Source organism: Streptomyces sp. NPDC001351, assembly GCF_042896045.1.
Lineage (GTDB): Bacteria > Actinomycetota > Actinomycetes > Streptomycetales > Streptomycetaceae > Streptomyces.
Window position 1 is genome coordinate 225,336 of record NZ_JBIAWS010000008.1, and the last position, 24,296, is coordinate 249,631.

Consider the following 24,296-nt stretch of genomic DNA (forward strand, 5'->3'; position numbering starts at 1 on the left):
CATGGATGGGCAGGAGCCGCAGAACACTTCCGGAGGAGCTTCTGCTGCTGGCGTTGGACCCGGCCACGGGTACCACCGCACAGCCGCAGTCGCTCGACCTCGGTCTGGCCGGAGCACAGCTAGTGGAGCTGGCGCTGGCCGGACGGATAGCCCCAGACGGGGATCGTATCGCCGTGGTAGCCCCACGGCCGACTGGAGATCCAACATTGGACTGTGCGTTGGAGTTGCTGCGCAGGCGTGGCGCTCCGGTACGTGCAGTGAACTGGATTGGCGGGCCCCGGCTGGGGCTGCGCCAGACCTATCTCTCGCATCTGGAGCGGTGCGGCATGGTGCATGCCGTGGCGGGCCAGATGTGCGGAGTGCTGCCGACGACTCGCTACCAGGCGACGGACACCGAGATCAGCCGGGAGATCAGGTCCCGACTGGACTCCGCGATCCGCACCGGCGTACCGCCGGACCCGCGGACCGCAGCACTCGCCGCACTGGCACACGCGGTCGGCCTCGGCAAGCACCTGTATCCGGGGAACGAGGGGCGGTCCTCTCGGTCCCGGTTGCGGGATCTGATCAGGCACGACCCCATGGGCGGTCTCGTCGCGCACGCCGTGATGGACGTCCAGAACGGCGTGGGTGCACAACCACGCCGTAACCCGGCCCCGGCCGGCCGTCAGGCCGCCGCCGGACCGGTCAGGTCCGCACCGGAACCCGCTCGTGGCGTTCCGATGCAGCCGCGCCGCGGTTCCATGGCGCGCGTCGTGGCCCACTGAGCCGCAGTCCCACGACGAGCCGCACGAACCGCAGCACCACGCACCGCATTGCACCGCAGCACCACGCACCGCATTGCACCACGCACCGCCGAGCGCCGCACCGAGCCTGCAGAGGCAGTCCCCGAGACCCGGTACGGGAGCCGCTGGTTCGCGCGGGGCGGCGGGGCCGTGCGCCATCCGTCCATACGGGTGCCGTAACGGTTCCGCCGCCCCGCGCGGCCGTTTTCCCGTGAACTCATGAACTGTCGTGCGTGCAGCGCATATACGCCGTTTCCCAGCGGTACCAAGTCCCTTGGTGGCAGTCTGCTCAACAGCAGATACGCAAAGTGGCAAAGTACAGCTAGTGCAGGCACGCAGCCGGAGGTGCACGTCTCGTGGCGTCCAATGTCAATCCCACCGTCAGGCGACGCCGGCTGGGCCAGGAGCTGCGCCGGCTCCGCGAGCTCAAGGGCATGACGGCCGAGGAGGTGGCCGAGCGGCTGCTGGTCTCGCAGTCGAAGATCAGCCGCCTGGAGAACGGGCGGCGCAGCATCAGCCAGCGCGACGTCCGCGACCTGTGCGGGGTGTACGAGGTGGAGGACCACCGGATCGTCGACTCGCTGATGCAGATGGCCAAGGACAGCCGCCAGCAAGGATGGTGGCACTCCTTCGGCGACATTCCGTACAGCGTCTACATCGGGCTGGAGACGGATGCGGCGAGCCTGCGGGTGTACGACCCCCAGGTCGTCCCGGGGCTGCTGCAGACCCGGCAGTACGCGGAGGCGCTGATCGCGGGGGCACTGCCGGAGACGGCCGCCACCGACGTCGAGAAGCGCGTACAGGTGCGCCTGCGTCGGCAGGAACGAATCACCGCCCCGGAGAACCCGCTCCGGCTGTGGACGGTGATGGACGAGGCGGCGGTGCGCCGGGTCGTGGGCAATCGTTCCCTCATGCGCGACCAGCTGGAGTACCTCGTCGAGCAGTCCCAACTGCCGCACGTCACCGTGCAGGTGATCCCCTTCGACATGGGCGCCCACCCGGGGCTGAACGGCCAGTACGCGATCCTCGAGTTCCCCGACGCCGCGGACTCCAGCGTGGTCTACATCGAGGGCGTCACCAGCGACCTGTACCTCGAGAAGGCCAACGACGTGCAGAAATACAGCGTGATGTACGAGCACCTGCGCGCCCAGGCCCTGAATCCGGACCAGTCACGGCAGTTCATCGCGGACATCGCGAAGGAGTACGCGCGCTGAAGCGCCCTAAGGTACACCTTCCCCGGGTCGGACTGGAAGACCCATCTGGAATATGCCACCCGGTCGAGTGAATGGTCACTTCGTACGTCGAGGTTGGAGAGTAGCGTCGATCACGCCACCACACACCAAGGGTTGGCGCAAACCGCGCTGTGGGTTCGGAGTCGGATCCGCCGTGCGGTGACAGCAACTCAACAACTGGCATTCCGGAGCAAAAATGGCAATTCGTCAGGGCGCCACGGACACATGGACCAAGTCCTCGTACTCCACGGGCAACGGCGCGTGCGTCGAGATCAAGTCCCCGGTCCGCGCGGCCATGGCCGTCCGGGACTCCAAGGTCCCCGAGGGTCCCGTACTGGCCTTCCCGGCCGACGCGTGGAACACCTTCGTCGGCTCGATCAAGGCGTAGGGGGGAGGATCTGCTGATCCTCGACTGCGTTCGCCCACCACAATTTCACAAGCAGCACCTGAAGAGCCCTCTCGTCCAGCTCGCCGTCCTTGCCGAGGGGGCTCGGCTGCGCCCAGAACCTGCGCAGGTCCACGCGCCTACCTGAGCCTGTCCACGTACTTGTCCGTCCCCGGCACCGTCGGGACGAAGGGCGCCACCAGCTCCACCCTGCCCAGCCCCGCCTCCCGCACCGGCGCCTCCAGGTCCGCAAAGTACGCCTCCCAGCAGTCCCGTGGATCCGCCTCCAGGAACCACAGCAGGGTCAGCCTGGTCTCCACGCCCTCGACCTGCTTGACGTACGTCATGCGGTCGCCGGGCAGGGGCGTCGGACGGAAGACGGTCACCAGCGCCGCCGGTGAGCCGGCCACCCGCTTGGGCAGGTGGCGGGAGCGCAGCCACTCCAGCAACTCGGCCCGCTGCCCGGCCGATTCGGCGTCGATCACCTCCACGACCAGGCCCGCGTACGGGTGGTCGAGGGCATGGAAGTCGCGGGGCCCGGCGGCCCCGTCCCGGTAGACCGTCACCTCGTGGTCCTGGAACGCCGTGAAGACGTGCGTACGGTCCTGGTAGACCCGGGCATCGCGGTTGAGGCGCTTGTTGATCGCGACGGTCCAGCGCATGTGGTCGTCGTAGCGGCCGTCCGTGATCCAGTACGTGGAGATGTAGCAGCCGGCGGTGACCGGCTGGGCGATCGCCGACTTCTCGGGGTAGCGCAGGAGTTGGAGGTCGCGGGTCGCCACCCAGCGGCGCCCGGCGTACATCCAGGGCATGGCCATCGCGCCGGCGTAGTAGTGGTCGTCCTCGTACCAGCGGTTGTACGCGTACTCGTGGCCGGGGTGCGGCTCGACCATGGTGATCAGCGCATGGCCGGGGCGGACTCCGTACGGCCCCACGGCGGCCAGCTCGGCGTACACGTCGCTGCGGGTTTCCTCGCTCATGTCGCTCCCCTTCCGTCCTCCGCCGGTCGCCCATACTCTGACGCCCCGTCAGGTAATCCGCCATACCCGGGAGGCTCCGATGTCACTGCTCACGGGCAAGACCGTCGTCGTGTCGGGGGTCGGCGCCGGGCTCGGTCACCAGGTCGCGGCGGCGGTCGTGCGCGACGGCGGCAACGCGGTGCTCGGGGCGCGCACGGAGGCCAACCTCGCCAAGAGCGCCGCGGAGATCGATCCGGACGGGGCGCACACGGCGTACCGGGCGACCGACATCAGGGAAGAGGCGCAGTGCGAGGCGCTGGCGGCGCTCGCGCGGGAGCGGTTCGGGCGGATCGACGCGGTCGTCCATGTGGCCGCGATGGACGGCTACTTCGGCGGCCTTCAGGACGCGGACTTCGTGAGCTGGCAGCAGGTGATCGACGTGAACCTGCTGGGCTCGCTGCGTATGACGCGGGCGTGCCTGCCCGCGCTGAAGGCGTGCGGCGGCTCGGTGGTGTTCATCGGGACGCAGTCGGCGGTGGCGGCCCCCACCCAGGTGAAGCAGGCGGCGTACGCGGCCTCGAAGGGGGCGCTGACGAGCGCGATGTACTCCCTGGCCCGGGAACTCGGGCCGCATCATATACGTGTCAACACGGTGCTGCCGGGCTGGATGTGGGGACCGCCGGTGCAGGCGTACGTCCAGTTCACCGCGCAGACGGAGGGCGTGCCCGAGGCCGACGTACTGCAGCGGCTGACCGGGCGGATGGCGCTGCCGGAGCTGGCGACGGACGGGGATGTGGCGGACGCCGCGGTGTTCCTGGCCTCGGACCGGGCGCGGGCCATCACGGGGCAGTCGCTGCTGGTCAACGCGGGGGAGCTGATGCGCTGACCGCCACAACAGTCTGTTCATGTGCATGAACACAGGTCAACACAACGAACATTTTTGCCGTCCTTTGACCTGACGCTTGCTTGTCGTGCCCATGTTGGCGCGCCCACGATGAGCGAGCCGTTCACAAGGCGGACCCTGCGGAGGGGACACATGAACAGTCTCGACTGGGCCGTGCTCATCGGCTACTTCGGTGTGATGGTCGCGATCGGCGTCTGGTCGCACAGGCGCGTGGACGACGTCAGCGACTTCTTCACGGCCGGCGGGAAGATGCCGTGGTGGCTGTCCGGCATCTCGCACCACATGTCGGGCTACAGCGCGGTGATGTTCACGGGCTACGCGGGCATCGCCTACACCTACGGTGTGACCTCCTTCGTCACCTGGTCCTTCCCGATCGCGCTGGGCATCGCGATCGGCTCGAAACTGTTCGCGCCGCGCATCAACCGGCTGCGCTCACGGCTCCATGTGGCCTCCCCGCTGGAGTACCTGAAGAACCGTTACGACCTGAAGACCCAGCAGGCGCTGGCCTGGTCGGGCATGCTGCTGAAGATCGTGGACGTGGGCGCCAAGTGGGCGGCGATCGCGACGCTGCTGTCCGTCTTCACGGGCATCACCCTCAACCAGGGCATCCTCATCACCGGCGCGATCACGGCCGTCTACTGCACCATCGGCGGTCTGTGGGCGGACGCGCTGACCGAACTCGGCCAGTTCGTCATCCAGTTGCTGGCAGGCATCTCGATGTTCGTCGCCGTCGTACTGAAACTGAACGACAAGGGCATCGGCCTCTTCGGCGCCTGGGACGAGCCGGCCCTGCACGGCCATGGAAAGCCGCTGGTCGGCCCGTACGGAACCGTCTTCCTTCTCGCCTTCCTCTTCATCAAGCTCTTCGAGTACAACGGCGGCATGCTCAACCAGGCCCAGCGCTACATGGCGACGGGCAGCGCCCGCGAGGCGGAGCGCTCGGCGCGGCTGTCGGCGGCCCTGTGGCTGGTCTGGCCGGTCGTGCTCTTCTTCCCCATGTGGATGTCGCCGCTGCTGGTCCACGCCCAGAAGCCGGACGGCTCCGACTCCTACGGCCTGATGACCGAACAGCTGCTGCCGCACGGCCTGTTGGGACTGGTCATCGTCGGGTTCTTCTCGCACACCATGGCCATGTGCTCGTCGGACGCCAACGCGATCGCGGCCGTCTTCACCCGGGACGCGGCGCCGGTGCTGTCCAAGCGGGCCCGGGAGTGGGGGCAGCGGTCCGGCCTGATCGCGGCGCGGGTGACCACGGTGGTCTTCCTCGCCCTGTCGATGGCGGTGGCGACACAGGTCAACTCCGCCACCTTCAAGGACATCATCACGGTGGTCATCAAGTGGGTCGCCGGACTGATGGGCCCGATCGCCATCCCGATGATGCTGGGCCTGCTGCGCCCGTTCCGCCGCTCCGGCCCCACGGCGGCGCTGACCAGCTGGTCCATGGGCCTGCTCGCCTTCTGGCTGGTCAACTACCCCATCAACTGGAACGTGCACGGCGGCGTCCCGCTCCAGTACCAGGTCTCGATCCCGCTGGCGGTCTCCCTGCTCCTCTACATCCTCATCGGCTACCTCAAGCCGGAGGACACCCCGGAGCGCCTCGCCGTCATCGAACGCATCAACACGGACGACGACGGCGCGGCCGCGGCGGCGATCCCCACCCCGGCAGGTCCCGCGGAGGACGCCGTGGGCACCGCGGTGAAGGACTAGCGCCGGCGGTCGTCGTGGTGACGGGGTCGCAGCCGGGGGGCTGCGACCCCGTTGCCCGTCAGGAGGTCTAGGCCCTCGGATAGCGGGCGAGCCACCCGGGCGACGACCCCGCCGGGCCGTGCAGCGCGGGGCCCTGGGTCATCTCCATGGCGAAGTCGTCGGCCAGCTCCAGGAGCGTCGGGCGGCCTTCCAGTTCGGCCAGCCAGGCCGGGGGGAGGGCCGTCTCGCCGTGCAGGGCGCCGAGGAGGCCGCCGGTGAGGGCGGCCGTCGCGCCCGAGGGGCCGTCCTGGTTCACGGCGAGGCAGAGCCCGTGCCGGAAGTCCTCCCCCACCAGCGCGCAGTACACGGCGGCGGCCAGCACGCCCTCCGCCGACCCGTCCCCGGCCAGTTCCTCGACCCGCACGGGCGTGGGCATGCCCTGCCGTACGGCGCCCAGCGCGTGCTGCAGCGCGTCCGACACCGGCTGATGCCCCGGCCGGGCGGCGAGCAGCGCGAGCGCCCGCTGTACGGCGCCGTCGAGGGTCTCGCCGCGGGCCAGACCGTGCACGATCACGGCGTACGCGCCCGCCGACAGATAGGCCACCGGATGCCCGTGGGTCTGGGTCGCGCACTCCACCGCCAGCTGGGCCACCAGCTGCGGCTCCCAGCCGACCAGCAGCCCGAAGGGCGCGGAACGCGCGGTCGCCTCGGGTCCGATCTCAGCGGGGCTCTTGGGGGCGTCCAGGGTCCCCATGTGCTCGTCCCCGAACCCGAGCAGCAGCGAACGCGCCGGGTCGCGCCGGGCGTACAGCCACTCCTCCCGTGCCAGCCAGCCGTCTTCCTTACGACGCTCGTCGGGCCCCCAGTCACGCTGGGTGGCCGCCCATCGCAGATACGCCCGGTGCAGATCGGTCGGCGGATGCCAGGCACCGGTGTCGCGGCGCACCTGCGCCCGTATCAGCCCGTCGACGGTGAACAGGGTCAGCTGCGTGATGTGGGTGACGGCACCGCGTCTGCCGTACGCAAAGGCGAAGTCCGCGACGCCCTCGGCCCCGTACGCCTCCCGGATCCCGTCGAGATCCAGCCCGTCGACGGGCGCCCCCAGCGCATCTCCCACGGCGGCCCCGAGCAGCGTCCCCCGCACCCGGCTCCGAAAATCCTGCTGCTCGACACGGCCCCATATGGCCCCGGCTGGCGCATTCACCAAGACCTCCCCGATGGCTCCGCCCGACGCATGACAGTTCAGCACTGTAATCGAACGGGAACGGTCGGTTGAGAGGGCGGAGGGGTATGCGGGATATGACAGGGCTGGTCGCGAGTGGTCAGTTATCACCCGTACCAGGTGACATTGCAAACGTATACACAGTCGTGGCGTGGTACGGCCGGGAAGCTGATGAATCCGCGCCTCCGAGGATGTCGAATTCACGCAGCCCGCCCGCTGGCTCAATTGATCTCGAACTCGCCGCCCGGTGAGGGAAGATGGCCGTCATGGCATCGACACCCCCACGCAGCGCACTCCACCTCACCGCCACCCTGCTCACCGCGAGTGTCGCCCTCTACATCGCCCTCGTGGCCTTCGGCAACATCACCGACTTCGGCACCAATCAGGCGTTCGTGCAGCATGTGCTGGCCATGGACACCACGTTCAAGGACGACGACCTGATGTGGAGAGCCATCACCAGCAAGGGACTTCAGAACACGGCGTACGTCGCGATCATCGTCTGGGAGACCCTCGCCGCACTCGTCCTCATATACGGCACCTGGCTCTGGGCCCGGCGTGACTACGCCCGCGCGCGCAGCATCTCCACATACGGCCTGCTGATGCTCCTGCTCCTCTTCGGCGCCGGGTTCATCGCGATCGGCGGTGAGTGGTTCTCCATGTGGCAGTCGAAGACCTGGAACGGCCTGGAGGCGGCGACCCGCGTGATCGTGTTCACCGGGTTCGTCCTGATCGTCAACCACCTGCCGTTCCGGGAGTCGGACAGCGCCGCCTGACCGTCGTATCCCCCTGCGGCCCGGCCGGACTGCTCGGCCGGGCCGTCGTGTGACGACCCTCCCTAGCCGACGACCACGACCTTCGTGCCGGTCGACCCGAACGTCCACAGCGCCGCCCCGTCGGCGACCCGCATCCGGATGCCGCCCGTCCGCACCCCCGAGGCGGGCGGCGGTGAAGCCCCGTCCACCGCGTTGGAGAAGGCGACATTCACGCCGGATTTGACCGAGAAGTACACGATGTGTTCGATCTTCACGCCGTCGGAGCCGGTGATGGCGCCCCGGGTGCGGGCGCCGACCGTGTAGGTGCCCGGGTCCGGGCTCACCGTCCCCGGCCACACCGCGAACGTACGGCGGGCCGCATCGCTCGCGTCGACCAGCCACACCGTCTTCTTCCCGAGGGAGTAGACGACGCGCCGCCCGGTGCCGGATCCGGCCGGCACCGCGGCCGGGGCCGCGGACTTCGTGGGCGTGGGATGCGCGCCCGCGGACGCCGAAGCGCTCGGCCGGGCGGCGACCGCGTGGGGCTTCGGCCCCTTGTCGGCCTGTACGGCCAGGGCGACGACAGCGGCGATCGCTCCCACCGTCAGACCGGTCACCCAGACCTTCGGGGCTGGCACGGCACGCATCTCCTCAGCTCCACATCCCCATGTCCTCGTGGAACAGGGGTCGGATCATCGTACTCAGTCCAGGACCGGCAAAAGTTCCGGCAAGTGCCCGTCCGAGACCGCCGCCGCCCGTTGCCGCTCCTCCGGCACCTCCCCGTACAGCGTCGTGCGCGGCTTCGCCGGGCGGCCGGCCGCGTCCGCCACCGCGATCAGGTCCTTGACGGACTTGTACGAGCCGTAGGAGGAGCCCGCCATGCGGGAGATCGTCTCCTCCATGAGGGTGCCGCCCAGGTCGTTGGCCCCGGAGCGGAGCATTTCCGCCGCGCCCTCCGTGCCCAGCTTCACCCAGCTGGTCTGGATGTTGGGGATGTACGGGTGCAGCAGCAGGCGCGCCATCGCCGTCACCGCGCGGTTGTCCCTCGTCGTCGGGCCGGGGCGGGAGATGCCCGCCAGGTACACGGGCGCGTTGGTGTGGATGAAGGGGAGCGTCACGAACTCCGTGAAGCCGCCCGTCTGTTGCTGGATGCGGGACAGGGTCCGCAGATGGCCGAGCCAGTGGCGCGGCTGGTCCACATGGCCGTACATCATCGTCGACGAGGACCGGATGCCCAGCTCGTGCGCGGTCGTGACGACCTCGATCCAGGTGGCTGTAGGGAGCTTGCCCTTGGTGAGCACCCAGCGGACCTCGTCGTCCAGAATCTCCGCCGCCGTGCCCGGGATGGTGTCCAGGCCCGCCTCCTTGGCCGCGCTCAGCCACTCCCGGATGGACATGCCGGTGCGGGTGGCGCCGTTCACGACCTCCATCGGCGAGAAGGCGTGGACGTGCATTCCGGGGACGCGGGACTTCACCGCCTTCGCGATGTCGAAGTACGCCGTACCCGGCAGGTCGGGGTGGATGCCGCCCTGCATGCAGACCTCCACCGCGCCCACGTCCCAGGCCTGCTGGGCGCGGTCCGCGACCTGCTCCAGGGAGAGCGTGTAGGCGTCCGCGTCCGTCCTGCGCTGCGCGAACGCGCAGAAGCGGCAGCCCGTGTAGCAGACGTTGGTGAAGTTGATGTTGCGGGTGACGATGTACGTCACGTCGTCGCCGACAGCCGACCTCCGTACGTCGTCCGCGATCCGTGTGAGGGCGTCCAGTGCGGGGCCGTCGGCGTGCAGGAGGGCGAGGGCCTCCGCGTCCGTGAGGCGCGTCGGGTCGTCCGCCGCCGTCGCCAGGGCCGCCCGTACGTCGGTGTCGATGCGCTCCGGCAGCATGCCGGGGGCGGCCGCCTCGCGCAGGGCCGCCCAGTCGCCGTACACCTCGTCGAAGTCGTCGCGGCGGTCGGAGGTACGGCCCTCGGTGTCGATGGAGGCGTGCAGGTCGGTGCGACCGGTCGCTACGAAGACCTCCTCCGGTTCCTGCCAGGGACGACCCTCGACCACCGCGTCCGGCACCGCCAGGCCCGTCTCCGGGTCGGCCAGGGCGCGGACGTGCGGGCGCAGCCGGGGGTCCAGCCAGGGCTCGCCGCGCTGGACGAACTCCGGGTAGACGCAGAGGCGTTCGCGCAGTTCGAAGCCGGCGGCGCGGGAGCGCTCGGTGAGTTCGTCGATCTGCGGCCAGGGGCGTTCCGGGTTGACGTGGTCGATCGTCAGGGGGGACACGCCGCCCCAGTCGTCGATGCCGGCGCCGATCAGCCGCTCGTACTCGGAGTCGACCAGGTTGGGCGGGGCCTGGAGGTTGGCGGACGGGCCCATGATGTGACGGGCGACGGCCACCGTGGCGACCAGCTCGTCCAGCTCCGCGTCCGGCATGCCGCGCATCGCGGTGTCCGGTTTGGCGCGGAAGTTCTGGATGATCAGCTCCTGGATGGAGTGGTAGGCGCGGGAGATCCTGCGCAGCGCGAAGAGGGACTCCGCCCGCTCCTCGTACGTCTCGCCGATGCCGATCAGGAGGCCGGACGTGAAGGGGACCGAGGAGCGGCCCGCGTCCTCCAGGACCCGCAGCCGTACGGCGGGTTCCTTGTCCGGGGATCCGTAGTGCGGGCCGCCCGGTTCGGACCACAGGCGGGTCGCGGTCGTCTCCAGCATCATGCCCATGGAGGGGGCGACGGGCTTGAGCCGCTGGAAGTCCGTCCAGGACATCACGCCGGGGTTGAGGTGGGGCAGCAGGCCCGTCTCCTCCAGGATGCGGATGGAGATGGCGCGGACGTAGGCGATGGTGTCGTCGTAGCCGTGCGCGTCGAGCCACTCGCGCGCCTCCGGCCAGCGGTCCTCGGGCTTGTCGCCGAGGGTGATGAGGGCTTCCTTGCAGCCGAGGGCCGCGCCCTTGCGGGCGATGTCGAGGACCTCGTCCGGGGACATGAACATCCCGTGGCCGGCGCGGCGCAGCTTGCCGGGGACGGTGACGAAGGTGCAGTAGTGGCACTTGTCCCGGCACAGCCGGGTGAGGGGGATGAAGACGCTCTTCGAGTACGTGATGACGCCGGGGCGGCCGGCCGCGTCGAGGCCTGCGTCGCGGACGCGGGCGGCGGACGCGGCGAGGTCGGTGAGGGCCTCGCCGCGGGCCTGGAGCAGGACGGCGGCCTCGGAGACGTCCAGGGCGACGCCGTCGCGGGCGCGTTTGAGGGCGCGACGCATGGAGTTGTCGGTGGGGCCGGTTCCGGTCGCGGAAGTCGTCATTCTTCGAGCATACGGTCGAGCGGATCAGTACCCAGGGGTCAGCCCAGCAGGGCCCCGTACTGGTCCAGCACCCGCAGTACCTCTGACTCCCCCGCCGGCGGCAGCTGTACGACGACCTCCTCGATGCCCAGCTCCGCGTAGTGCGCGAGCTTGCCGGGGGTGGGGAAGACCGCGTAGGGGACCACCTGCAGCGCCTCGGGGTCGCGGCCCGCGTCGGCCCAGGCGGCCCGCAGCACCGGCAGTGACTCCGTCAGCCCGCGGCCGCCGATCGGCAGCCAGCCGTCGGCGTACGCGCAGATGTGGGAGAAGAGCTTGGGGCCGGCGGCCCCGCCGACGAGGGTGCGCGGGCCGACGACCGGGCCGCGCGGCTTCTGGGCGGGCTTCGGGTAGGCGTACGAGGCCCGCACGCCCCCGAACTCCCCCTCGTACGCGACGGGTTCGTCCTTCCACAGCGCCCGCATCAGCGCCATCCGGTCCCGCACCAGCTCCCGCCGCGTACGCCACTCGACCCCGTGGTCGGCGGCCTCCTCGACGTTCCAGCCGAAGCCGAGGCCGAGGGTGAAGCGGCCGCCGGAGAGGTGGTCGAGGGTCGCGATCTGCTTGGCGAGGCCGATCGGGTCGTGCTGGGCGACCAGGGTGATGCCGGTGCCGAGGCCCAGCCGCTCGGTGACCGCGGCCGCCTGGCCGAGCGCGACGAAGGGGTCGAGCGTGCGGCCGTACTCGGGCGGCAGGTCGCCGCCCGCCGGGTACGGGGTCGCACGCTCCACCGGGATGTGCGTGTGCTCGGGCAGGTACAGCCCCGCGAAACCGCGCGCTTCCAGCTCCCGCGCGAGCCGGGTGGGGGTGACGGTCTCGTCGGTGAGGAAGATTGTCACGGCGATTCGCATGGGTCATCTGTACCGGGGCGAGTGGCGAATGTCCATACCGACTGGTCGGTTGTTCGCGGATTGAAGGGGCTGGCTGATCGTCGTCGGCGAGTGCGGGTGTGTTTGTGGCTTGTGGCGCAGTTCCCCGCGCCCCTAGGGAGGTTTACGTTGAGGAAGTGACAACGATCCGCGGCTCCCTGCCCCCGGGCACCCCGGACTACGTGTACGTGCCCGTCGAAGTCCCGTACGGCGTAAACGAGTTGAGGGTCTCCTACACCTACGACAAGCCCGCCGTCCCGCCCGGCACCCCAGGCAACGCGCTCGACATCGGCCTCTTCGACGAGCGGGGCACCGAGCTGGGCGGGGAGGGGTTCCGGGGGTGGTCGGGCGGGGCCCGTACGGAGTTCTTCGTGCGGGCGGACGACGCGACGCCCGGATACCTCGCCGGTCCGATCCGCCCCGGCACCTGGCACGTCGTGCTGGGCCCGTACACGGTGGCCCCGCAGGGACTGTCGTACGAGCTCACGGTCACGCTCACGCACGGGGAGCCCGGCGAGACCCCGGAGCCCGTGTATCCGCCGTCGCGCGCCCGGGGCCGGGGCCGGGCCTGGTACCGCGGCGACTGCCACCTCCACACCTGGTACTCCGACGGCCGCCGTACCCCCGCCGAGGTCGCGGCCCTCGCGCGGGCGGCCGGCCTGGACTTCATCAACTCCTCGGACCACAACACCCACTCCTCGCACCCGCATTGGGCCCCGGAGGCGGGCGAGGACCTGCTGATCATGCTCGGTGAGGAGGTGACGACGAGGAACGGCCATGTCCTCGCCCTCGGCACCGATCCCGGCACCTTCGTCGACTGGCGCTACCGGGCCCGGGACCGTCGCTTCGGCCGCTTCGCCGACCGTATCCGCGAGGCGGGCGGCCTGGTCGTCCCCGCCCACCCGCACGGCACCTGCGTCGGCTGCGGCTGGAAGTTCGGCTTCGGCGAGGCGGACGCGGTCGAGGTGTGGAACGGGCCGTGGACACCGGACGACGAGGTGACGCTCGCGGAGTGGGACAACCAGCTCGTCACGTCCGTGCGCGAGGGGCGCGACTGGCTCCCGGCGATGGGCAACAGCGACGCACACCGCGATCCGGACACGGTGGGGCTGCCGCAGACGGTCGTCCTCGCCGACGACCTGACCCGGGAGGCGATCCAGGACGGCATCCGGGCCGGACGCTCGTACATCGCCGAGTCGAAGAACGTGTCGGTGTCCTTCACGGCGACCGGCGACGAGGGCCGGCACGCGGGCATCGGCGAGCGGCTGGAGGTCGACCCCGACACCCCGGTCACCGTCCGCCTGGAGGCCTCGGGCGCCCCTCGCTGCACCGTCCGCATCGTCACCGACCAGGGGGTGCTGTTCACGAGCGACCCGCTGCCGGTCGGGGGCTCCGGCACGGTGGAGTGGCGTACGACGCCGGCCTACGCGGCCTATGTACGGGCGGAGTTGCGGCACGAGACGGCGCTGGGTCCGGTGCCGGGGGTGATGGCGGCGTTCACCAACCCGGTCTTCCTGGGACGTCGGTGAACGCGAAGCTCACTACGATCCACCCCATGCCTTGGATACGACGCCGCGCGCGGCACCCGGACCCGCCTGCGGAACGCCTCCCCGACCTCGAGTTCCTCGCCCTGGTGAAGGCGAGCCTCGAGGAGTACGCGCCCGGCGTGACGCAGGGCGCCGAGCTGAAGGGCAATTCGCTGTCCAGCCCGCGCGGCTGGGCGGTGGCGGTGGCGCCGCCCCACCATGGGGGTGGCCGCCACTACGACCTCGTCGCGCTGCCGGACGTGAGTGTCCAGCCGGATGTGCCGTGCTTCATGGACTGTGTCGTGGCGATGTCCGGGGACGCCCGCAAGGCGGCCGATACATGGGTGCAGACAGCGGGCGCGTGCCTGCTCGAACTTCTCGACCCGACCCAGCGCTTCGCGGACCACGTGGACCCGGACGAGGAGCGCGGCGTCCCCGGCTGGCACTCGATCGTCTCCGGGGCGGTGGGCATCGGACTGGACCCGGCCGAGAACCGGCGCCTGCAGACCGCGCTGCTGGACGCGAACGTACTGCACCGCATCGCGCACACCTTCACCGCGGACCTGGAATCGCCGTTCTTCAACGGCGTCAAGGTCTTCTACGGCGGAAAGCCCGGCGCGATGCAGGCCGAGATACGGATCAACGGGGAGCGGCACGAAGCCGCCTCGGCCGCGATGCGGGCTCTGAAGCTGCCCGAGCCGACGGCCTTCACGGCGGTGCGTCACTACGCGCTGCTGCTGCCGGCCGCGTCCGATCCCCGGTGATCCCGTCGGACCTCGCCACCGGACGGCAGCCTCGTAGGTGTCCCGGTACGGGCCGGGCTGGACGGGTGCGGATGCGGGCCGTCCAGCCCGGCGCGTTCGGGCGCGGAGGTCAGTGCCGGGCGGTGGATGCCGTGCTGTAAGGAGCGGCGGAGTGCTGGGCCGCGTAGAGGAGGGCGGGTTCGATCTTCGGCCAGAAGTAGCTGTCCTGGCAGGAGTACGGCGGGGTGAAGCCGTCGCAGCCGGCGCCGTCGCTGTCGCCGATCTCGATGGTGAAGCTGGCGAGGCCGAGCTTGTCGTAGGTCCAGTCGTCGGTGCCGCCGGAGGCGTCGTACAGGATCTCGCCGGCCTGGCCGTACTGGTAGCCGGTCAGCGAGGCCATATGGGCGGCGAGGGCGCGCAGGGACGCGTCGTTGCCGGTGTGCACGCGGGAGTCGTACTCCCAGGGGAACAGGACCATGCTGGCGTCGCTGTGCAGGGTGATCATCATGCCCTTGGCGGTGGACGGCGCCGGGGCGGTGTCACCGGTGCCGGTGCGCACCGCCGGGTAGAGCTCGCGGAACAGTTTCTCCAGGGAGGTGTTCTCCACCTCGGAGTCGGCCGCCGGGCCGCCGTAGGTCTGGTCGCAGGCGGCGCTGGAGGTGCCGGCGGTGTTCCAGTGGCTGCTGGTGTTGCGGTTGAGGTCGACGCCGATCTGGCTGTACGCGCTCACGCCGCACCGGCTGCCGTGGGAGCTGTCGGCGTTCTTGCGTTGCAGTACGGGGTTGTTGCCGCCCTGCGCGACCATGTCGACGCCGTCGGGGTTGGCGTCGGGCACCACCCACATCTCGGTGGTGTCCATCAGTTTGGTGATGGCCGAGTCCTTGCCGTAGCCGTTGATCAGCGCGTCTATCCAGCGATAGGACATCTCGCCGGTGGTCAGCTCGCGGGCGTGTATCTGGCTCATCAGGAAGAACCGCGGCTTGGCCGAGTTCGGGCTGAGCGCGCAGTCGTTCGTCTGGAGTTTGGTGAGGCAGATCGCCTTCAGGTCGCGACCGCCGTTCCCCTTCTGCTTCAGCCAGGACTGACCATACGTCACTTCCTTTGCCAGATCCGGGTGTTGGGAGGCAGCCTGATCCATGTGCGTGTACTGAGCGGTTACGGTGTGGTACCCGCCGTCGTAGGTGTCGCCGACGGCGGCGACATGCCGGGGGGCGGTGCCGGAGGGGACCGTCTCCGTCAGTCTGGTCTCGATCGCCGGGGTGAAGCCGAGCCGCCGCAGCGCGGTCGCGGTCGACGCGGTTCCGGAGACGAACAGGTTGTCGCCCTGACGGCGTTCCAGAAGGTCGTATCCGGCGTCGGCGAGCCGTTCCGCGTCCCGGAGGGGGTGGCGCGTCGGTACGCGGTAGATGACGACGGTGCGGGTGGTGGCACGGTCGGCGGTGACGTGCGCCGTGGCTCTGGCCTGCGCGGTCTGCGGCAGGAGGAGGGCGGCGCCGACCAGGACGGCGCCGGAGGCCAGGCCTGCCAGGCGTTTGTGTGCCATGGAGTGACCCTTCGTGGGGGATGGGTAGGGCTAATGTGACATGTCCATGGCGGTAAGGAAATGGCGCGTGACATGCGGTTCCCCCGTGGGCGCCGCCACCACGGATTTCAGGTCACGACGCGCGTCGGCCGACCCACTGCTTCCCCTCGGGGCAAGGTGAGGGACATTGAAGACCACCGTCGCCGCCGGAGAACAGGAGCCTCCTCACCATGGCCCGCCCCCGCCACTCGGAGACCAAGTACCGCTACGTCACGGCGTTCCAGCGCCGCCTGAACGCCGTCATGCGCCGCCTCCCCCTCCAGACCCTCCTGGAGACCACGGGCCGCACCTCGGGCCTGCCCCGTCGCACCCCGGTCGGCGGACGCCGGGTGGGCGACTCCTTCTGGCTGGTCTCCGAGTTCGGGGAACGGTCCCAGTACGTCCGCAACATCAAGGCCGACCCGCGGGTGAGGGTCCGGCTGCGCGGCCGCTGGCACACCGGCACGGCACACCTGTTGCCGGACGACGACCCCATCGCCCGCCTGCGCGCCCTGCGTTCGCCGAACAGCGTGGCGGTGCGGGTGATAGGGGCCGGGTTGCTGACGGTGCGGGTGGATCTGGAGGACTGACGGGCCGCCACCCGGCCGGGGTCGGCGAGCGCCAGCCCGAGCGCCGTCTGACCGCCCATGCTGGAACCGGCCGGCACCGCTTCTCCGCCTCTGTCGTCCGCCCAGACCTCGCCGCCGTCCACCCGCACCGTGGTTTTCATGAACCGAGGCCCCGGGGCGTCACCCCGGCCAGACGATCGCCTGCACCTCGCTGTACGCGTGCAGTGCGTACGACCCCACGTCCCGCCCCACCCCGCTCCTCTTGAACCCGCCGAACGGCGCCTCCATGTTGCGGCCCACCGTGTTGACCCCCACCCCGCCCGCCCGCAGCTGCCGTGCCACGCGGAAGGCTCGGGCCACGTCGCCCGACCAGACGTAGTCGATGAGGCCGTAGTCGGTGTCGTTCGCGAGGGCGATGCCCTCTTCCTCCTCCTCGAAGGGGATGACGGACACCACGGGGCCGAAGATCTCCTCGCGGGCCACGCGCATGTCGTTGGTGCAGTCGGCGAGGAGAGTCGGGGTGACATAGAAGCCCCGGTCGAAGGACGACGGGCGTTCGCCGCCCGTCACCACCGCCGCGCCCTCCTTCCGGCCCAGTTCGACGTACGACTCCACCCGGTCCCGGTGCGCGGCCGAGATCACCGGCCCGACCACCGTGTTCGGGTCACGAGGGTCGCCGACCGTCAACCGGTCGGCATACGCCGCCAGTTGCTCGACCAGGCGGTCGTACACGCCCCGCTGCGCCAGCACCCGTGTCGGTGCCGTGCAGATCTGGCCGCTGTAGAAGGAGAAGGTCGTGCCGATGCCGGCCACCGCTGAGCCCACATCCGCGTCGTCGAAGACGATCGCCGCGCCCTTGCCGCCCAGCTCCATCAGCTGCCGCTTCATGGAACGGCCGCACACCTCGCCGATCCGCTGCCCGACCGCCGTCGACCCGGTGAAGCTCACCATGTCGACATCCGGGGACGCGACGGCCGCCTCGCCGACCTCCACCGCCCGCCCCGAGACCACGTTCACCACACCCGCCGGTGCTCCCGCCGCCTCCAGCGCCTCCGCCATCCGGTAGACGGACAACGGATCCTGCGGGGCGGGCTTCACCACCACCGTGTTGCCCATGGCCAGGGCGGGCGCGATCTTGCCGGCCGGGTTGGCCCACGGGTTGTTGTACGACGTGATGCAGGCGACCACGCCGACCGGCTGGCGGACGGCCAGCGCGCCCATCACGCCCGCCTTCCCCATCGGCCCGGCCTCGTTGATCTGCGGCGGGATCGCCCACTCGGCGGGCTCCACGCGTGCGTACCGCCGGAACCGGGCCACGCCCACCCCGACCTGCATCGCCCGCGCCGTCCCCGTGGTCGCCCCGGTCTCCGCCTGCGACAGCTCGGCGTACGGCAGGAACCGGCTCGCGATGATGTCCGCCGCGCGGCCGAGCACCGCCGCCCGTTCCTCGGGCGGGGTCCTCGACCACGGCCCGAAGGCCTCGCGGGCCGCGGCACAGGCCGCGTGCACCTGATCCCGCGAGGCCTCCGGAGCCCACCCGATGGTCTCCTCGGTCGCCGGGTCGACGACCTCGTAGTGGCCGCCGTCCGGCTCGACCCACCGGCCGCCGACGAACAGCCGCTGCCCGTCCGCCCCTTGGTTCACCTGGTGCTCACCGTTCGGGTGTCCCGCCCCGACCGCAGCACCTTCCCGGGCACGGCGCCGCTCACCACGTCGTCCCGGATCGCCTCGACCCCGTTGACCCACACGGCCCGCACCCCGATCGCCTTGGCGTCCAGCCGCGGACTGTCACCCGGCAGGTCGTGCACCAGGGTGGCCGTACCCGCGTCGATCCGCTCCGGGTCGAAGAGGACCAGATCCGCATGGAAGCCCTCCTCCACCCGGCCCCGCTCGCGCAGCCCGAACAGCCGCGCAGGATCGTCGGTCAGCATCTTCACCGCCTGCTCCAGACCGACCAGCTTCCGCCGGCGCAGACAGTCGCCCAGGAAGCGGGTGGTGTACGGGGCTCCGCACATGCGGTCCAGATGCGCACCGGCGTCGGACCCGCCGAGCAGCACGTCCTCGTGCTGCCAGGTCTCGGCGCGCAGCGCCCAGGACGCGGGGTCGTTGTCGGTCGGCATGGGCCACAGGACCGTGCGCAGCTCGTCGGCCGCGCAGATCTCGACGAGGCACTGGAACGGGTCCTGCCCCCGCTCCTTTGCGATCTCCTCGACGACCCTGCCCGTCAGCCCCTCGTTCGCCTCGCTGTACGTGTCCCCGATGACGTACCGCCCGAAGTTCGTGAGCCGCCTGAAGACACCGGCCTCCTTGGACGTGGCCCGCTTCAGCAGCTCGGCGCGTATCTCCGGGTCGCGCAACCGGGCGATCCTCTCCGGCACCGGCAGCCCGAGGACGGGCCCCCACCCGGGTATCAGGTTCAGCGCGCAGAAGGTGCCCAGCGACATGTTCATCGGCGTGAGGATCGGCATGGTCAGGGCGACGACCCTGCCACCCGCCTTCCGCGCCTGCTCACTCGCGAACAGCTGCCGGGGGACGCGTTCAGGGACGGAGGCGTCGATGGTCAGGACGTTCCAGTTCAGAGGCCGTCCGGCCGCCGCGCTCATCTCCGCGAACAGGTCGATCTCCGCGTCGCTGAACTGGTCGAGGCAGCCGGCGACGATCGCCTCGATCTGCGTGCCCTCGTGCTCGCCGACGGCACGGGAGAGGGCGAGGAGTTCGTCGGGCTTCGCATGCCGGGAGGCGACGGGCTGCCCGTCACCGTCGGAGTGCGAGCGCGACTGGGTGGTGGAGAAGCCCCAGGCACCGGCGTCCATGGCCTCGTGCAACAGCCGTACGATCGCCGCCAGCTGCTCCTCACTCGGCTGCCCGCCGACCGCATCCGGCCCCATCACATACCGGCGCAGGGCACAGTGCCCGACCATGAACCCCGCGTTGACCGCGATCCGCCCCTCCAGGGCGTCCAGATACTCCCCGAAGGAGTGCCAGCTCCAGGGCGCCCCTTCTTCGAGGGCGACCAGCGACATGCCCTCCACCTTGGACATCATGCGGCGCGTGTAGTCGGCGTCGGCGGGACGGGCGGGGTTGAGCGGCGCGAGCGTGAATCCGCAGTTCCCGGCAGCGACGGTCGTCACCCCGTGGTTGAGGGAGGGCGTGGCATACGGATCCCAGAACAGCTGTGCGTCGTAGTGGGTGTGCGGGTCGACGAAGCCGGGCGCGAGGACGAGCCCGGCCGCGTCCTCGCTCGTACGGGCTTCCTCGGCGATGATCCCGATGGCGGCGATACGCCCGTCCTGGATCCCGACGTCGGCGGTGTAGGCAGGAGCGCCCGTCCCATCGACAACGGTGGCGCCTTTGATGAGGTGATCGAGCACAGGGGTCCTCCTTTTCAACTCCGGTGCGGTGACCGCCGTTTAGGGGCGCGGGGAACTGCGCGACCAGCCACCACGAACCCGCACCCCGCAACGGCGTTCAAGAAGCCGCCCGGAACCGCGAAGTCCGATGAACCGGATCCGTGTCGATCTTCGGAATCACATGCTCCCCGATCAACCGAATCGTCTGCAGCGTCTCCTCCTTCGGCACCCCCACCGGCAACCCGAAGCTCAGCTGATCCGCCCCCGCCTGCTCCCACCGCTTGCACTGCGTGAGCACCTCGTCCGGGTCCCCGCAGATCAACAGCTCCTCCTCGATGAGGACTTCGACGAACTCGGGCGTGTACTCCGGCAGCGTCTCCGGCCACACCGGGAAGCCCTCGGGCCGCGGGAAGGTGTCGTGGTACCGGAACACCAGCGACGGCAGGTAGTGCAGCCCGCCGTTGGTGGCGATCCGTATCGCCTCGTCGTGTGTCGGCGCGCAGATGGCCGTCGTCGTGACCATCACGTTGTCGTTGACGAAGTCCCCGACCGGCTCGGCGTTCACGATCGCCGTCTTGTACTGCTCCAGCACCCACTCCATGTCGGAGACCTTCTGGATGCTGAAACCGAGCACCCCGAGGCCCTTGCGGGCGGCCATGGCGTACGAGGGTGGCGACCCGGCCGCGTACCACATCGCCGGATGCGACTTCCCGTACGGCTTCGGCAGGACCTTGCGCGGCGGCAGCTGCCAGTGCTTGCCCTGGAAGCCGGCGTACTCGTCCTGGAGCCACATCTTCGGGAACTCGGCGATCGTCTCCTCCCAGATCTCCTTCGTGTAGTTCATGTCGGTCACCCCCGGTATGAACCCGAGGATCTCGTGCGAACCGGCGCCCCGCCCGCTGCCGAACTCGAAGCGGTTGCCGGTGAGGTGGTCGAGCATGGCGACCTTCTCGGCGACCTTCACCGGGTGGTTGACCTGGGCCAGCGGGTTGAAGATGCCGGACCCCAGATGGATCCGCTCCGTCGCGTGCGCCAGGTAGCCCAGGAACACGTCGTTTGCGGAGAGGTGCGAGTACTCCTCCAGGAAGTGGTGCTCGGACGCCCAGGCGTACTTGAAGCCCGACCTGTCCGCCTGGATGACGTACTCGGTCTCCTCCATCAGTGCCTTGTGCTCGGCGAGCGGGTCGGTCTCGGCGCGCTTGCCCACGTATCCCTGTACAAAGAGCCCGAATTCCAAGGAGGTTCACCGTCCCCGGTTCTGATGTTTCTGACGCACAGTCAGTTTTGGATGACTGTTGCACCACCCGCACGGAGGGTCAATAGCTGATGGTCAGTCAGATTCGCCCGTCGGATTCCCTCCGGGTTCAGAAGACGCTGACCCCCGCCAGCCAGCCCCCGTCGATCACGAACGGCTGCCCGGTGATGTAGGAGGAGTCGTCGGAGGTCAGGAACAGGGCCAGCCGCGCGACCTCCTCCGGCTTCCCGATCCGGCCGAGCGGCACGAGCTTGCGGTACAGCTCGTCCAGGGCCCGGCCCGTCTCCTCCGCGTCCGCCGTCGGATCCAGCCGGGCCGGGTTGGACATGGCGGTGTCAATGGCGCCGGGGCACATGGCGTTGACGCGGATGCGCCGGTCGGCGAGTTCCAGGGCGGCGACGCGGGTGAGGCCGAGGACGGCGTGCTTGGTGGCGGCGTACGTGCCGACGGCGGCCATGCCGGTCACGGCCGTGTAGGAGGCGGTGTTGACGATGGTGCCGCCGTCCTCCATCACCGGCGCGACGGTCTTGATGCCGAGGAAGCAGCCGACCTGGTTGACCTGTACGACCTGCATGAACTCGTCGAGGGGGGTGTCGAGCAGGGAGTTGAAGCGCAGGATGCCGGCGTTGTTGACCAGACCGTCTATCCGGCCGAAGGCGTTCTTCGCGGCGCTCACCGCCGACCGCCACTGGTCCTCCTGGCTCACGTCCAGGTGGACGTAGCGCGCTCCCAGCTCCTCCGCGAGGGCGCCGCCCTGCTCGTCGAGGACGTCGGCGATCACGACCTCGGCCCCCTCCGCCCTGAACAGGCGGGCCTCCTGCTCCCCCTGTCCGCGCGCCGCCCCGGTGACGATCACGACGCGTCCGTCCAGCTTGCCCATGCCATGACTCCTCAGAGAAGGGGCGCCACTTCGGCGCCGAAGGCCGCCATCTGGTCGGTGAGTTCGGTGCGGCTGCGGCTGCGGAACCGCACCTGGATCTGGTCCACGCCCATCGCGCGGTACGCCCGCAGGGACTCGGCGAGCGCGTCCGGCGGGCCGGTGAGGGTGCGGCGGCCGACGTCCCAGGCGGGTGTGCCGAGGTGGAGCGGCTCGGTGATGGCGCCGATCGTGAACGGCCCGTCGAGGCCCGCCTCGTCCCGCAGCCGCCGTATCCGCTCGATCTGCGCGGGCAGCCGGTCCCGCGGGTCGCCCTGCGGCAGCCAGCCGTCCCCCTTGAGGGCCGCCCGGCGCACGGCGGCGGGGGACGATCCGCCGACCCACACCGGCACGCGCTCCTGGGCCGGCCTCGGCTGCTGACCGAGTCCCTCGAAGTCGTAGAGCTTGCCGTGGTGCTCGGGGAACTCGTCGGGGCCGAGGGCGGCGCGCAGGGCGTCGATCGACTCGTCGAGCACGGCCCCGCGCCGGTCGAAGTCGACGCCGAGCACCTCGAACTCCTCCCGCACATGCCCGGCGCCGACGCCCAGGATCAGCCGGCCGCCCGCCAGATGGTCGAGGGTGGCGTACTGCTTGGCCGTCAGCAGCGGATGCCGCAGCCCCACGACGGCGACATGGCTGAGCAGCCGCACCCGCTCGGTCACGCCCGCCAGGAAGCCGAGGGTGGCGACGGGGTCGTACCAGACCGTGCTCATGGCGGGAGCCAGCCGGCGCGGGATGGCGACGTGGTCGCAGCTCGCGAGGTAGCCGAAGCCCGCGCGGTCGGCGCTGCGGGCGATCTCCACCAGGTCCCCGGGACCGGCGGCGGCCTCCCACCCCTCGGCATAGATCGTGCTCTGGGACTGGACGGGCAGCTGCATCCCGTACGTCAGGGCACTCACCGCCAGAGTCCCTCAGGGGTGAGCCCCAGCAGTTCGATGGCGTTCCCGCGCACGATCCGCTCCACCACCTCCGGGTCCAGATGGCCCATCTGCGCCTCGCCGACCTGCCGGGACTTCGGCCAGGTGGAGTCGGAGTGGGGGTAGTCGGTCTCGTAGAGGACGTTGCCGACGCCGATCGCGTCGAGGTTCTTCAGCCCGAAGGCGTCGTCGAAGAAGCAGCCGTAGATGTGCTCGGCGAAGAGTTCGGACGGCGGGCGGTGAACCTTGTCGGCCACGCCTCCCCAGCCGCGGTTCTCCTCCCAGACGACGTCGGCACGTTCAAGGATGTACGGGATCCAGCCGATCTGGCCCTCCGCATACATGATCCTCAGGTTCGGGAAGCGTTCGAACTTGCCGCTCATCAGCCAGTCCACCATCGAGAAGCAGCAGTTGGCGAAGGTGATGGTGGAACCCACGGCGGGCGGGGCGTCCTTGGACGTCGAGGGCATACGGCTGCTGGAGCCGATGTGCATGGCGATGACCGTGCCGGTCTCGTCGCAGGCGGCGAGGAAGGGGTCCCAGTCGTCGGAGTGGACGGAGGGGAGGCCCAGGTGCGGGGGTATCTCGGAGAAAGCGACGGCGCGGACCCCGCGGGCGGCGTTGCGCCGGACCTCCGCCGCCGCGAACTCGGCGTCCCAGAGGGGGATGAGGGTGAGGGGTATGAGCCGGCCCTGGGCCTGCGGCCCGCACCACTCCTCCACCATCCAGTCGTTGTAGGCCTGGACGCAGAGCAGGCCCAGCTCCTTGTCCTCGGCCTCGGTGAAGGTCTGGCCGCAGAAGCGCGGGAAGCTCGGGAAGCAGACGGAGGACTGGACGTGGTTGACGTCCATGTCGGCGAGGCGCTGCGGGACGTCGTACGAGCCCGGGCGCATCTGCTCGTAGGTGATGACCTCGAGCTTGATCTCGTCCCTGCTGTAGCCGACCGCGGTGTCCAGGCGGGTGAGGGGCCGCTGGAGGCTCTCGTACAGCCACCAGTCACCGAGGGGTCCGTCGTCGCCGGGGGCGCCCATCACGGGGCGGAAGCGGCCGCCGAGGAAGGAGATCTCCTTCAGCGGCGCACGGACTATGCGGGGGCCGGTGTCGAGGTACTTCTTCGGCAGACGGCTCTGCCACACGTCGGCGGGCTCCACGGTGTGGTCGTCGACGGAGATGATCAGCGGGAAGTCCGGGAAGTCCTTCGTGGTCTCCATGGCGGTCACGGTAGCGCCGATCTGACGGTCCGTCAGCTATGCGGCGGGCATCGAAGACCCGGCCGGGGTGCGAAGAGCAGGTGAGGGCCTTGTGATATCCCGCGCGTCTGCCCGTGCAAGCGCCCTCCCTGGCTGAC

Annotated in this window: 21 protein-coding genes; 9 read left to right on the plus strand and 12 right to left on the minus strand. The window is 70.1% G+C overall.

What is annotated here, in order from left to right:
• Nucleotides 1-5: 5 nt before the first annotated feature.
• The 3 genes from ACFY1U_RS29100 (at nt 6) to ACFY1U_RS29110 (ending at nt 2,402) form a co-directional block, all read left to right on the plus strand.
• Complete coding sequence (locus ACFY1U_RS29100; RefSeq protein WP_115907564.1) at nt 6-764, plus strand: GPP34 family phosphoprotein; 759 nt, start codon at nt 6-8, stop codon at nt 762-764.
• A 374-nt stretch (nt 765-1,138) separates the two neighbouring features.
• Nucleotides 1,139-1,996: a helix-turn-helix transcriptional regulator gene (locus ACFY1U_RS29105; protein WP_030940853.1), complete on the plus strand. Its 858-nt coding sequence runs from the start codon at nt 1,139-1,141 to the stop codon at nt 1,994-1,996.
• 214 nt (nt 1,997-2,210) lie between these two features.
• Nucleotides 2,211-2,402, plus strand: coding sequence for a DUF397 domain-containing protein (locus ACFY1U_RS29110; RefSeq protein WP_078912651.1), 192 nt, complete (start codon nt 2,211-2,213; stop codon nt 2,400-2,402).
• A gap of 137 nt (nt 2,403-2,539) precedes the next feature.
• On the opposite strand, the gene ACFY1U_RS29115 is transcribed toward ACFY1U_RS29110, so the two are convergent.
• Nucleotides 2,540-3,379 (minus strand): hypothetical protein, encoded by an 840-nt coding sequence (locus ACFY1U_RS29115; protein ID WP_390697079.1) that lies wholly within the window; start codon nt 3,377-3,379, stop codon nt 2,540-2,542.
• Nucleotides 3,380-3,458: 79 nt separating this feature from the next.
• Between ACFY1U_RS29115 and ACFY1U_RS29120 the strand changes: the two genes are divergently transcribed.
• Both ACFY1U_RS29120 and ACFY1U_RS29125 read left to right on the plus strand, forming a co-directional pair.
• On the plus strand, nt 3,459-4,244 hold the full coding sequence (locus tag ACFY1U_RS29120) for an SDR family oxidoreductase (RefSeq protein ID WP_390697080.1): 786 nt from the start codon (nt 3,459-3,461) through the stop codon (nt 4,242-4,244).
• 150 nt (nt 4,245-4,394) lie between these two features.
• Nucleotides 4,395-5,969 carry a sodium:solute symporter family protein gene (locus ACFY1U_RS29125; RefSeq protein ID WP_390697081.1) on the plus strand — a complete coding sequence of 525 codons (1,575 nt, stop codon included), beginning with the start codon at nt 4,395-4,397 and terminating at the stop codon, nt 5,967-5,969.
• Between the two features lie 67 nt (nt 5,970-6,036).
• Here ACFY1U_RS29125 and ACFY1U_RS29130 read toward each other — a convergent pair whose 3' ends face one another.
• The gene (locus tag ACFY1U_RS29130) at nt 6,037-7,152 is read right to left on the minus strand and encodes an ADP-ribosylglycohydrolase family protein (RefSeq protein WP_390697082.1); all 1,116 of its coding nucleotides are present in this window, start codon (nt 7,150-7,152) and stop codon (nt 6,037-6,039) included.
• 284 nt (nt 7,153-7,436) lie between these two features.
• Between ACFY1U_RS29130 and ACFY1U_RS29135 the strand changes: the two genes are divergently transcribed.
• Nucleotides 7,437-7,943, plus strand: a complete 507-nt coding sequence (locus ACFY1U_RS29135) for a DUF2165 domain-containing protein (RefSeq protein WP_390697083.1) — start codon at nt 7,437-7,439, stop codon at nt 7,941-7,943.
• A 62-nt stretch (nt 7,944-8,005) separates the two neighbouring features.
• On the opposite strand, the gene ACFY1U_RS29140 is transcribed toward ACFY1U_RS29135, so the two are convergent.
• From ACFY1U_RS29140 to ACFY1U_RS29150, 3 genes are read right to left on the minus strand one after another with little or no spacing between them, the layout of a single operon-like run.
• On the minus strand, nt 8,006-8,569 hold the full coding sequence (locus ACFY1U_RS29140) for a hypothetical protein (protein ID WP_390697084.1): 564 nt from the start codon (nt 8,567-8,569) through the stop codon (nt 8,006-8,008).
• A 54-nt stretch (nt 8,570-8,623) separates the two neighbouring features.
• On the minus strand, nt 8,624-11,206 hold the full coding sequence (locus ACFY1U_RS29145) for a bifunctional FO biosynthesis protein CofGH (RefSeq protein WP_390697085.1): 2,583 nt from the start codon (nt 11,204-11,206) through the stop codon (nt 8,624-8,626).
• Nucleotides 11,207-11,244: 38 nt separating this feature from the next.
• The gene (locus tag ACFY1U_RS29150; protein WP_390697086.1) at nt 11,245-12,093 is read right to left on the minus strand and encodes an LLM class F420-dependent oxidoreductase; all 849 of its coding nucleotides are present in this window, start codon (nt 12,091-12,093) and stop codon (nt 11,245-11,247) included.
• A 98-nt stretch (nt 12,094-12,191) separates the two neighbouring features.
• On the opposite strand from ACFY1U_RS29150, the gene ACFY1U_RS29155 reads away from it, so the two are divergent.
• Entirely contained in the window at nt 12,192-13,640 is a 1,449-nt protein-coding gene (locus tag ACFY1U_RS29155) for a CehA/McbA family metallohydrolase (protein ID WP_390697087.1), read from the plus strand.
• A 26-nt stretch (nt 13,641-13,666) separates the two neighbouring features.
• Nucleotides 13,667-14,401: a DUF6348 family protein gene (locus ACFY1U_RS29160; protein WP_390697088.1), complete on the plus strand. Its 735-nt coding sequence runs from the start codon at nt 13,667-13,669 to the stop codon at nt 14,399-14,401.
• Nucleotides 14,402-14,510: 109 nt separating this feature from the next.
• Here ACFY1U_RS29160 and ACFY1U_RS29165 read toward each other — a convergent pair whose 3' ends face one another.
• Nucleotides 14,511-15,923, minus strand: coding sequence for a M14 family zinc carboxypeptidase (locus ACFY1U_RS29165; RefSeq protein ID WP_390697089.1), 1,413 nt, complete (start codon nt 15,921-15,923; stop codon nt 14,511-14,513).
• Nucleotides 15,924-16,132: 209 nt separating this feature from the next.
• On the opposite strand from ACFY1U_RS29165, the gene ACFY1U_RS29170 reads away from it, so the two are divergent.
• Nucleotides 16,133-16,531: a nitroreductase/quinone reductase family protein gene (locus tag ACFY1U_RS29170; RefSeq protein ID WP_365834627.1), complete on the plus strand. Its 399-nt coding sequence runs from the start codon at nt 16,133-16,135 to the stop codon at nt 16,529-16,531.
• A 159-nt stretch (nt 16,532-16,690) separates the two neighbouring features.
• On the opposite strand, the gene ACFY1U_RS29175 is transcribed toward ACFY1U_RS29170, so the two are convergent.
• The 6 genes from ACFY1U_RS29175 to ACFY1U_RS29200 all read right to left on the minus strand — a co-directional run bounded on the left by ACFY1U_RS29175 (nt 16,691) and on the right by ACFY1U_RS29200 (nt 24,159).
• Nucleotides 16,691-18,154 carry an aldehyde dehydrogenase family protein gene (locus ACFY1U_RS29175; protein ID WP_390697090.1) on the minus strand — a complete coding sequence of 488 codons (1,464 nt, stop codon included), beginning with the start codon at nt 18,152-18,154 and terminating at the stop codon, nt 16,691-16,693.
• Entirely contained in the window at nt 18,151-19,881 is a 1,731-nt protein-coding gene (locus ACFY1U_RS29180) for an amidohydrolase family protein (RefSeq protein WP_390697091.1), read from the minus strand. The genes ACFY1U_RS29175 and ACFY1U_RS29180 overlap by 4 nt, the downstream gene beginning before the upstream one ends.
• A gap of 97 nt (nt 19,882-19,978) precedes the next feature.
• Nucleotides 19,979-21,097, minus strand: coding sequence for an LLM class flavin-dependent oxidoreductase (locus ACFY1U_RS29185; protein ID WP_390697092.1), 1,119 nt, complete (start codon nt 21,095-21,097; stop codon nt 19,979-19,981).
• A 127-nt stretch (nt 21,098-21,224) separates the two neighbouring features.
• Nucleotides 21,225-21,995, minus strand: a complete 771-nt coding sequence (locus ACFY1U_RS29190; protein ID WP_390697093.1) for an SDR family NAD(P)-dependent oxidoreductase — start codon at nt 21,993-21,995, stop codon at nt 21,225-21,227.
• An 11-nt stretch (nt 21,996-22,006) separates the two neighbouring features.
• Nucleotides 22,007-22,909, minus strand: a complete 903-nt coding sequence (locus tag ACFY1U_RS29195) for an LLM class F420-dependent oxidoreductase (RefSeq protein ID WP_390697400.1) — start codon at nt 22,907-22,909, stop codon at nt 22,007-22,009.
• Between the two features lie 17 nt (nt 22,910-22,926).
• Nucleotides 22,927-24,159 (minus strand): amidohydrolase family protein, encoded by a 1,233-nt coding sequence (locus ACFY1U_RS29200; RefSeq protein WP_390697094.1) that lies wholly within the window; start codon nt 24,157-24,159, stop codon nt 22,927-22,929.
• Between the last annotated feature and the right edge of the window lie 137 nt (nt 24,160-24,296).

Coding starts and splice junctions, on each gene's coding strand:
- ACFY1U_RS29110 (WP_078912651.1), top strand. CDS start 2,211: ATGGCAATTCGTCAGGGCGCCACGGACACATGGACCAAGTCCTCGTAC.
- ACFY1U_RS29200 (WP_390697094.1), bottom strand. CDS start 24,159: ATGGAGACCACGAAGGACTTCCCGGACTTCCCGCTGATCATCTCCGTC.
- ACFY1U_RS29135 (WP_390697083.1), top strand. CDS start 7,437: ATGGCATCGACACCCCCACGCAGCGCACTCCACCTCACCGCCACCCTG.
- ACFY1U_RS29195 (WP_390697400.1), bottom strand. CDS start 22,909: ATGCAGCTGCCCGTCCAGTCCCAGAGCACGATCTATGCCGAGGGGTGG.
- ACFY1U_RS29150 (WP_390697086.1), bottom strand. CDS start 12,093: ATGCGAATCGCCGTGACAATCTTCCTCACCGACGAGACCGTCACCCCC.
- ACFY1U_RS29115 (WP_390697079.1), bottom strand. CDS start 3,379: ATGAGCGAGGAAACCCGCAGCGACGTGTACGCCGAGCTGGCCGCCGTG.
- ACFY1U_RS29100 (WP_115907564.1), top strand. CDS start 6: ATGGGCAGGAGCCGCAGAACACTTCCGGAGGAGCTTCTGCTGCTGGCG.
- ACFY1U_RS29125 (WP_390697081.1), top strand. CDS start 4,395: ATGAACAGTCTCGACTGGGCCGTGCTCATCGGCTACTTCGGTGTGATG.
- ACFY1U_RS29165 (WP_390697089.1), bottom strand. CDS start 15,923: ATGGCACACAAACGCCTGGCAGGCCTGGCCTCCGGCGCCGTCCTGGTC.
- ACFY1U_RS29145 (WP_390697085.1), bottom strand. CDS start 11,206: ATGACGACTTCCGCGACCGGAACCGGCCCCACCGACAACTCCATGCGT.
- ACFY1U_RS29160 (WP_390697088.1), top strand. CDS start 13,667: ATGCCTTGGATACGACGCCGCGCGCGGCACCCGGACCCGCCTGCGGAA.
- ACFY1U_RS29190 (WP_390697093.1), bottom strand. CDS start 21,995: ATGGGCAAGCTGGACGGACGCGTCGTGATCGTCACCGGGGCGGCGCGC.
- ACFY1U_RS29140 (WP_390697084.1), bottom strand. CDS start 8,569: ATGCGTGCCGTGCCAGCCCCGAAGGTCTGGGTGACCGGTCTGACGGTG.
- ACFY1U_RS29120 (WP_390697080.1), top strand. CDS start 3,459: ATGTCACTGCTCACGGGCAAGACCGTCGTCGTGTCGGGGGTCGGCGCC.
- ACFY1U_RS29170 (WP_365834627.1), top strand. CDS start 16,133: ATGGCCCGCCCCCGCCACTCGGAGACCAAGTACCGCTACGTCACGGCG.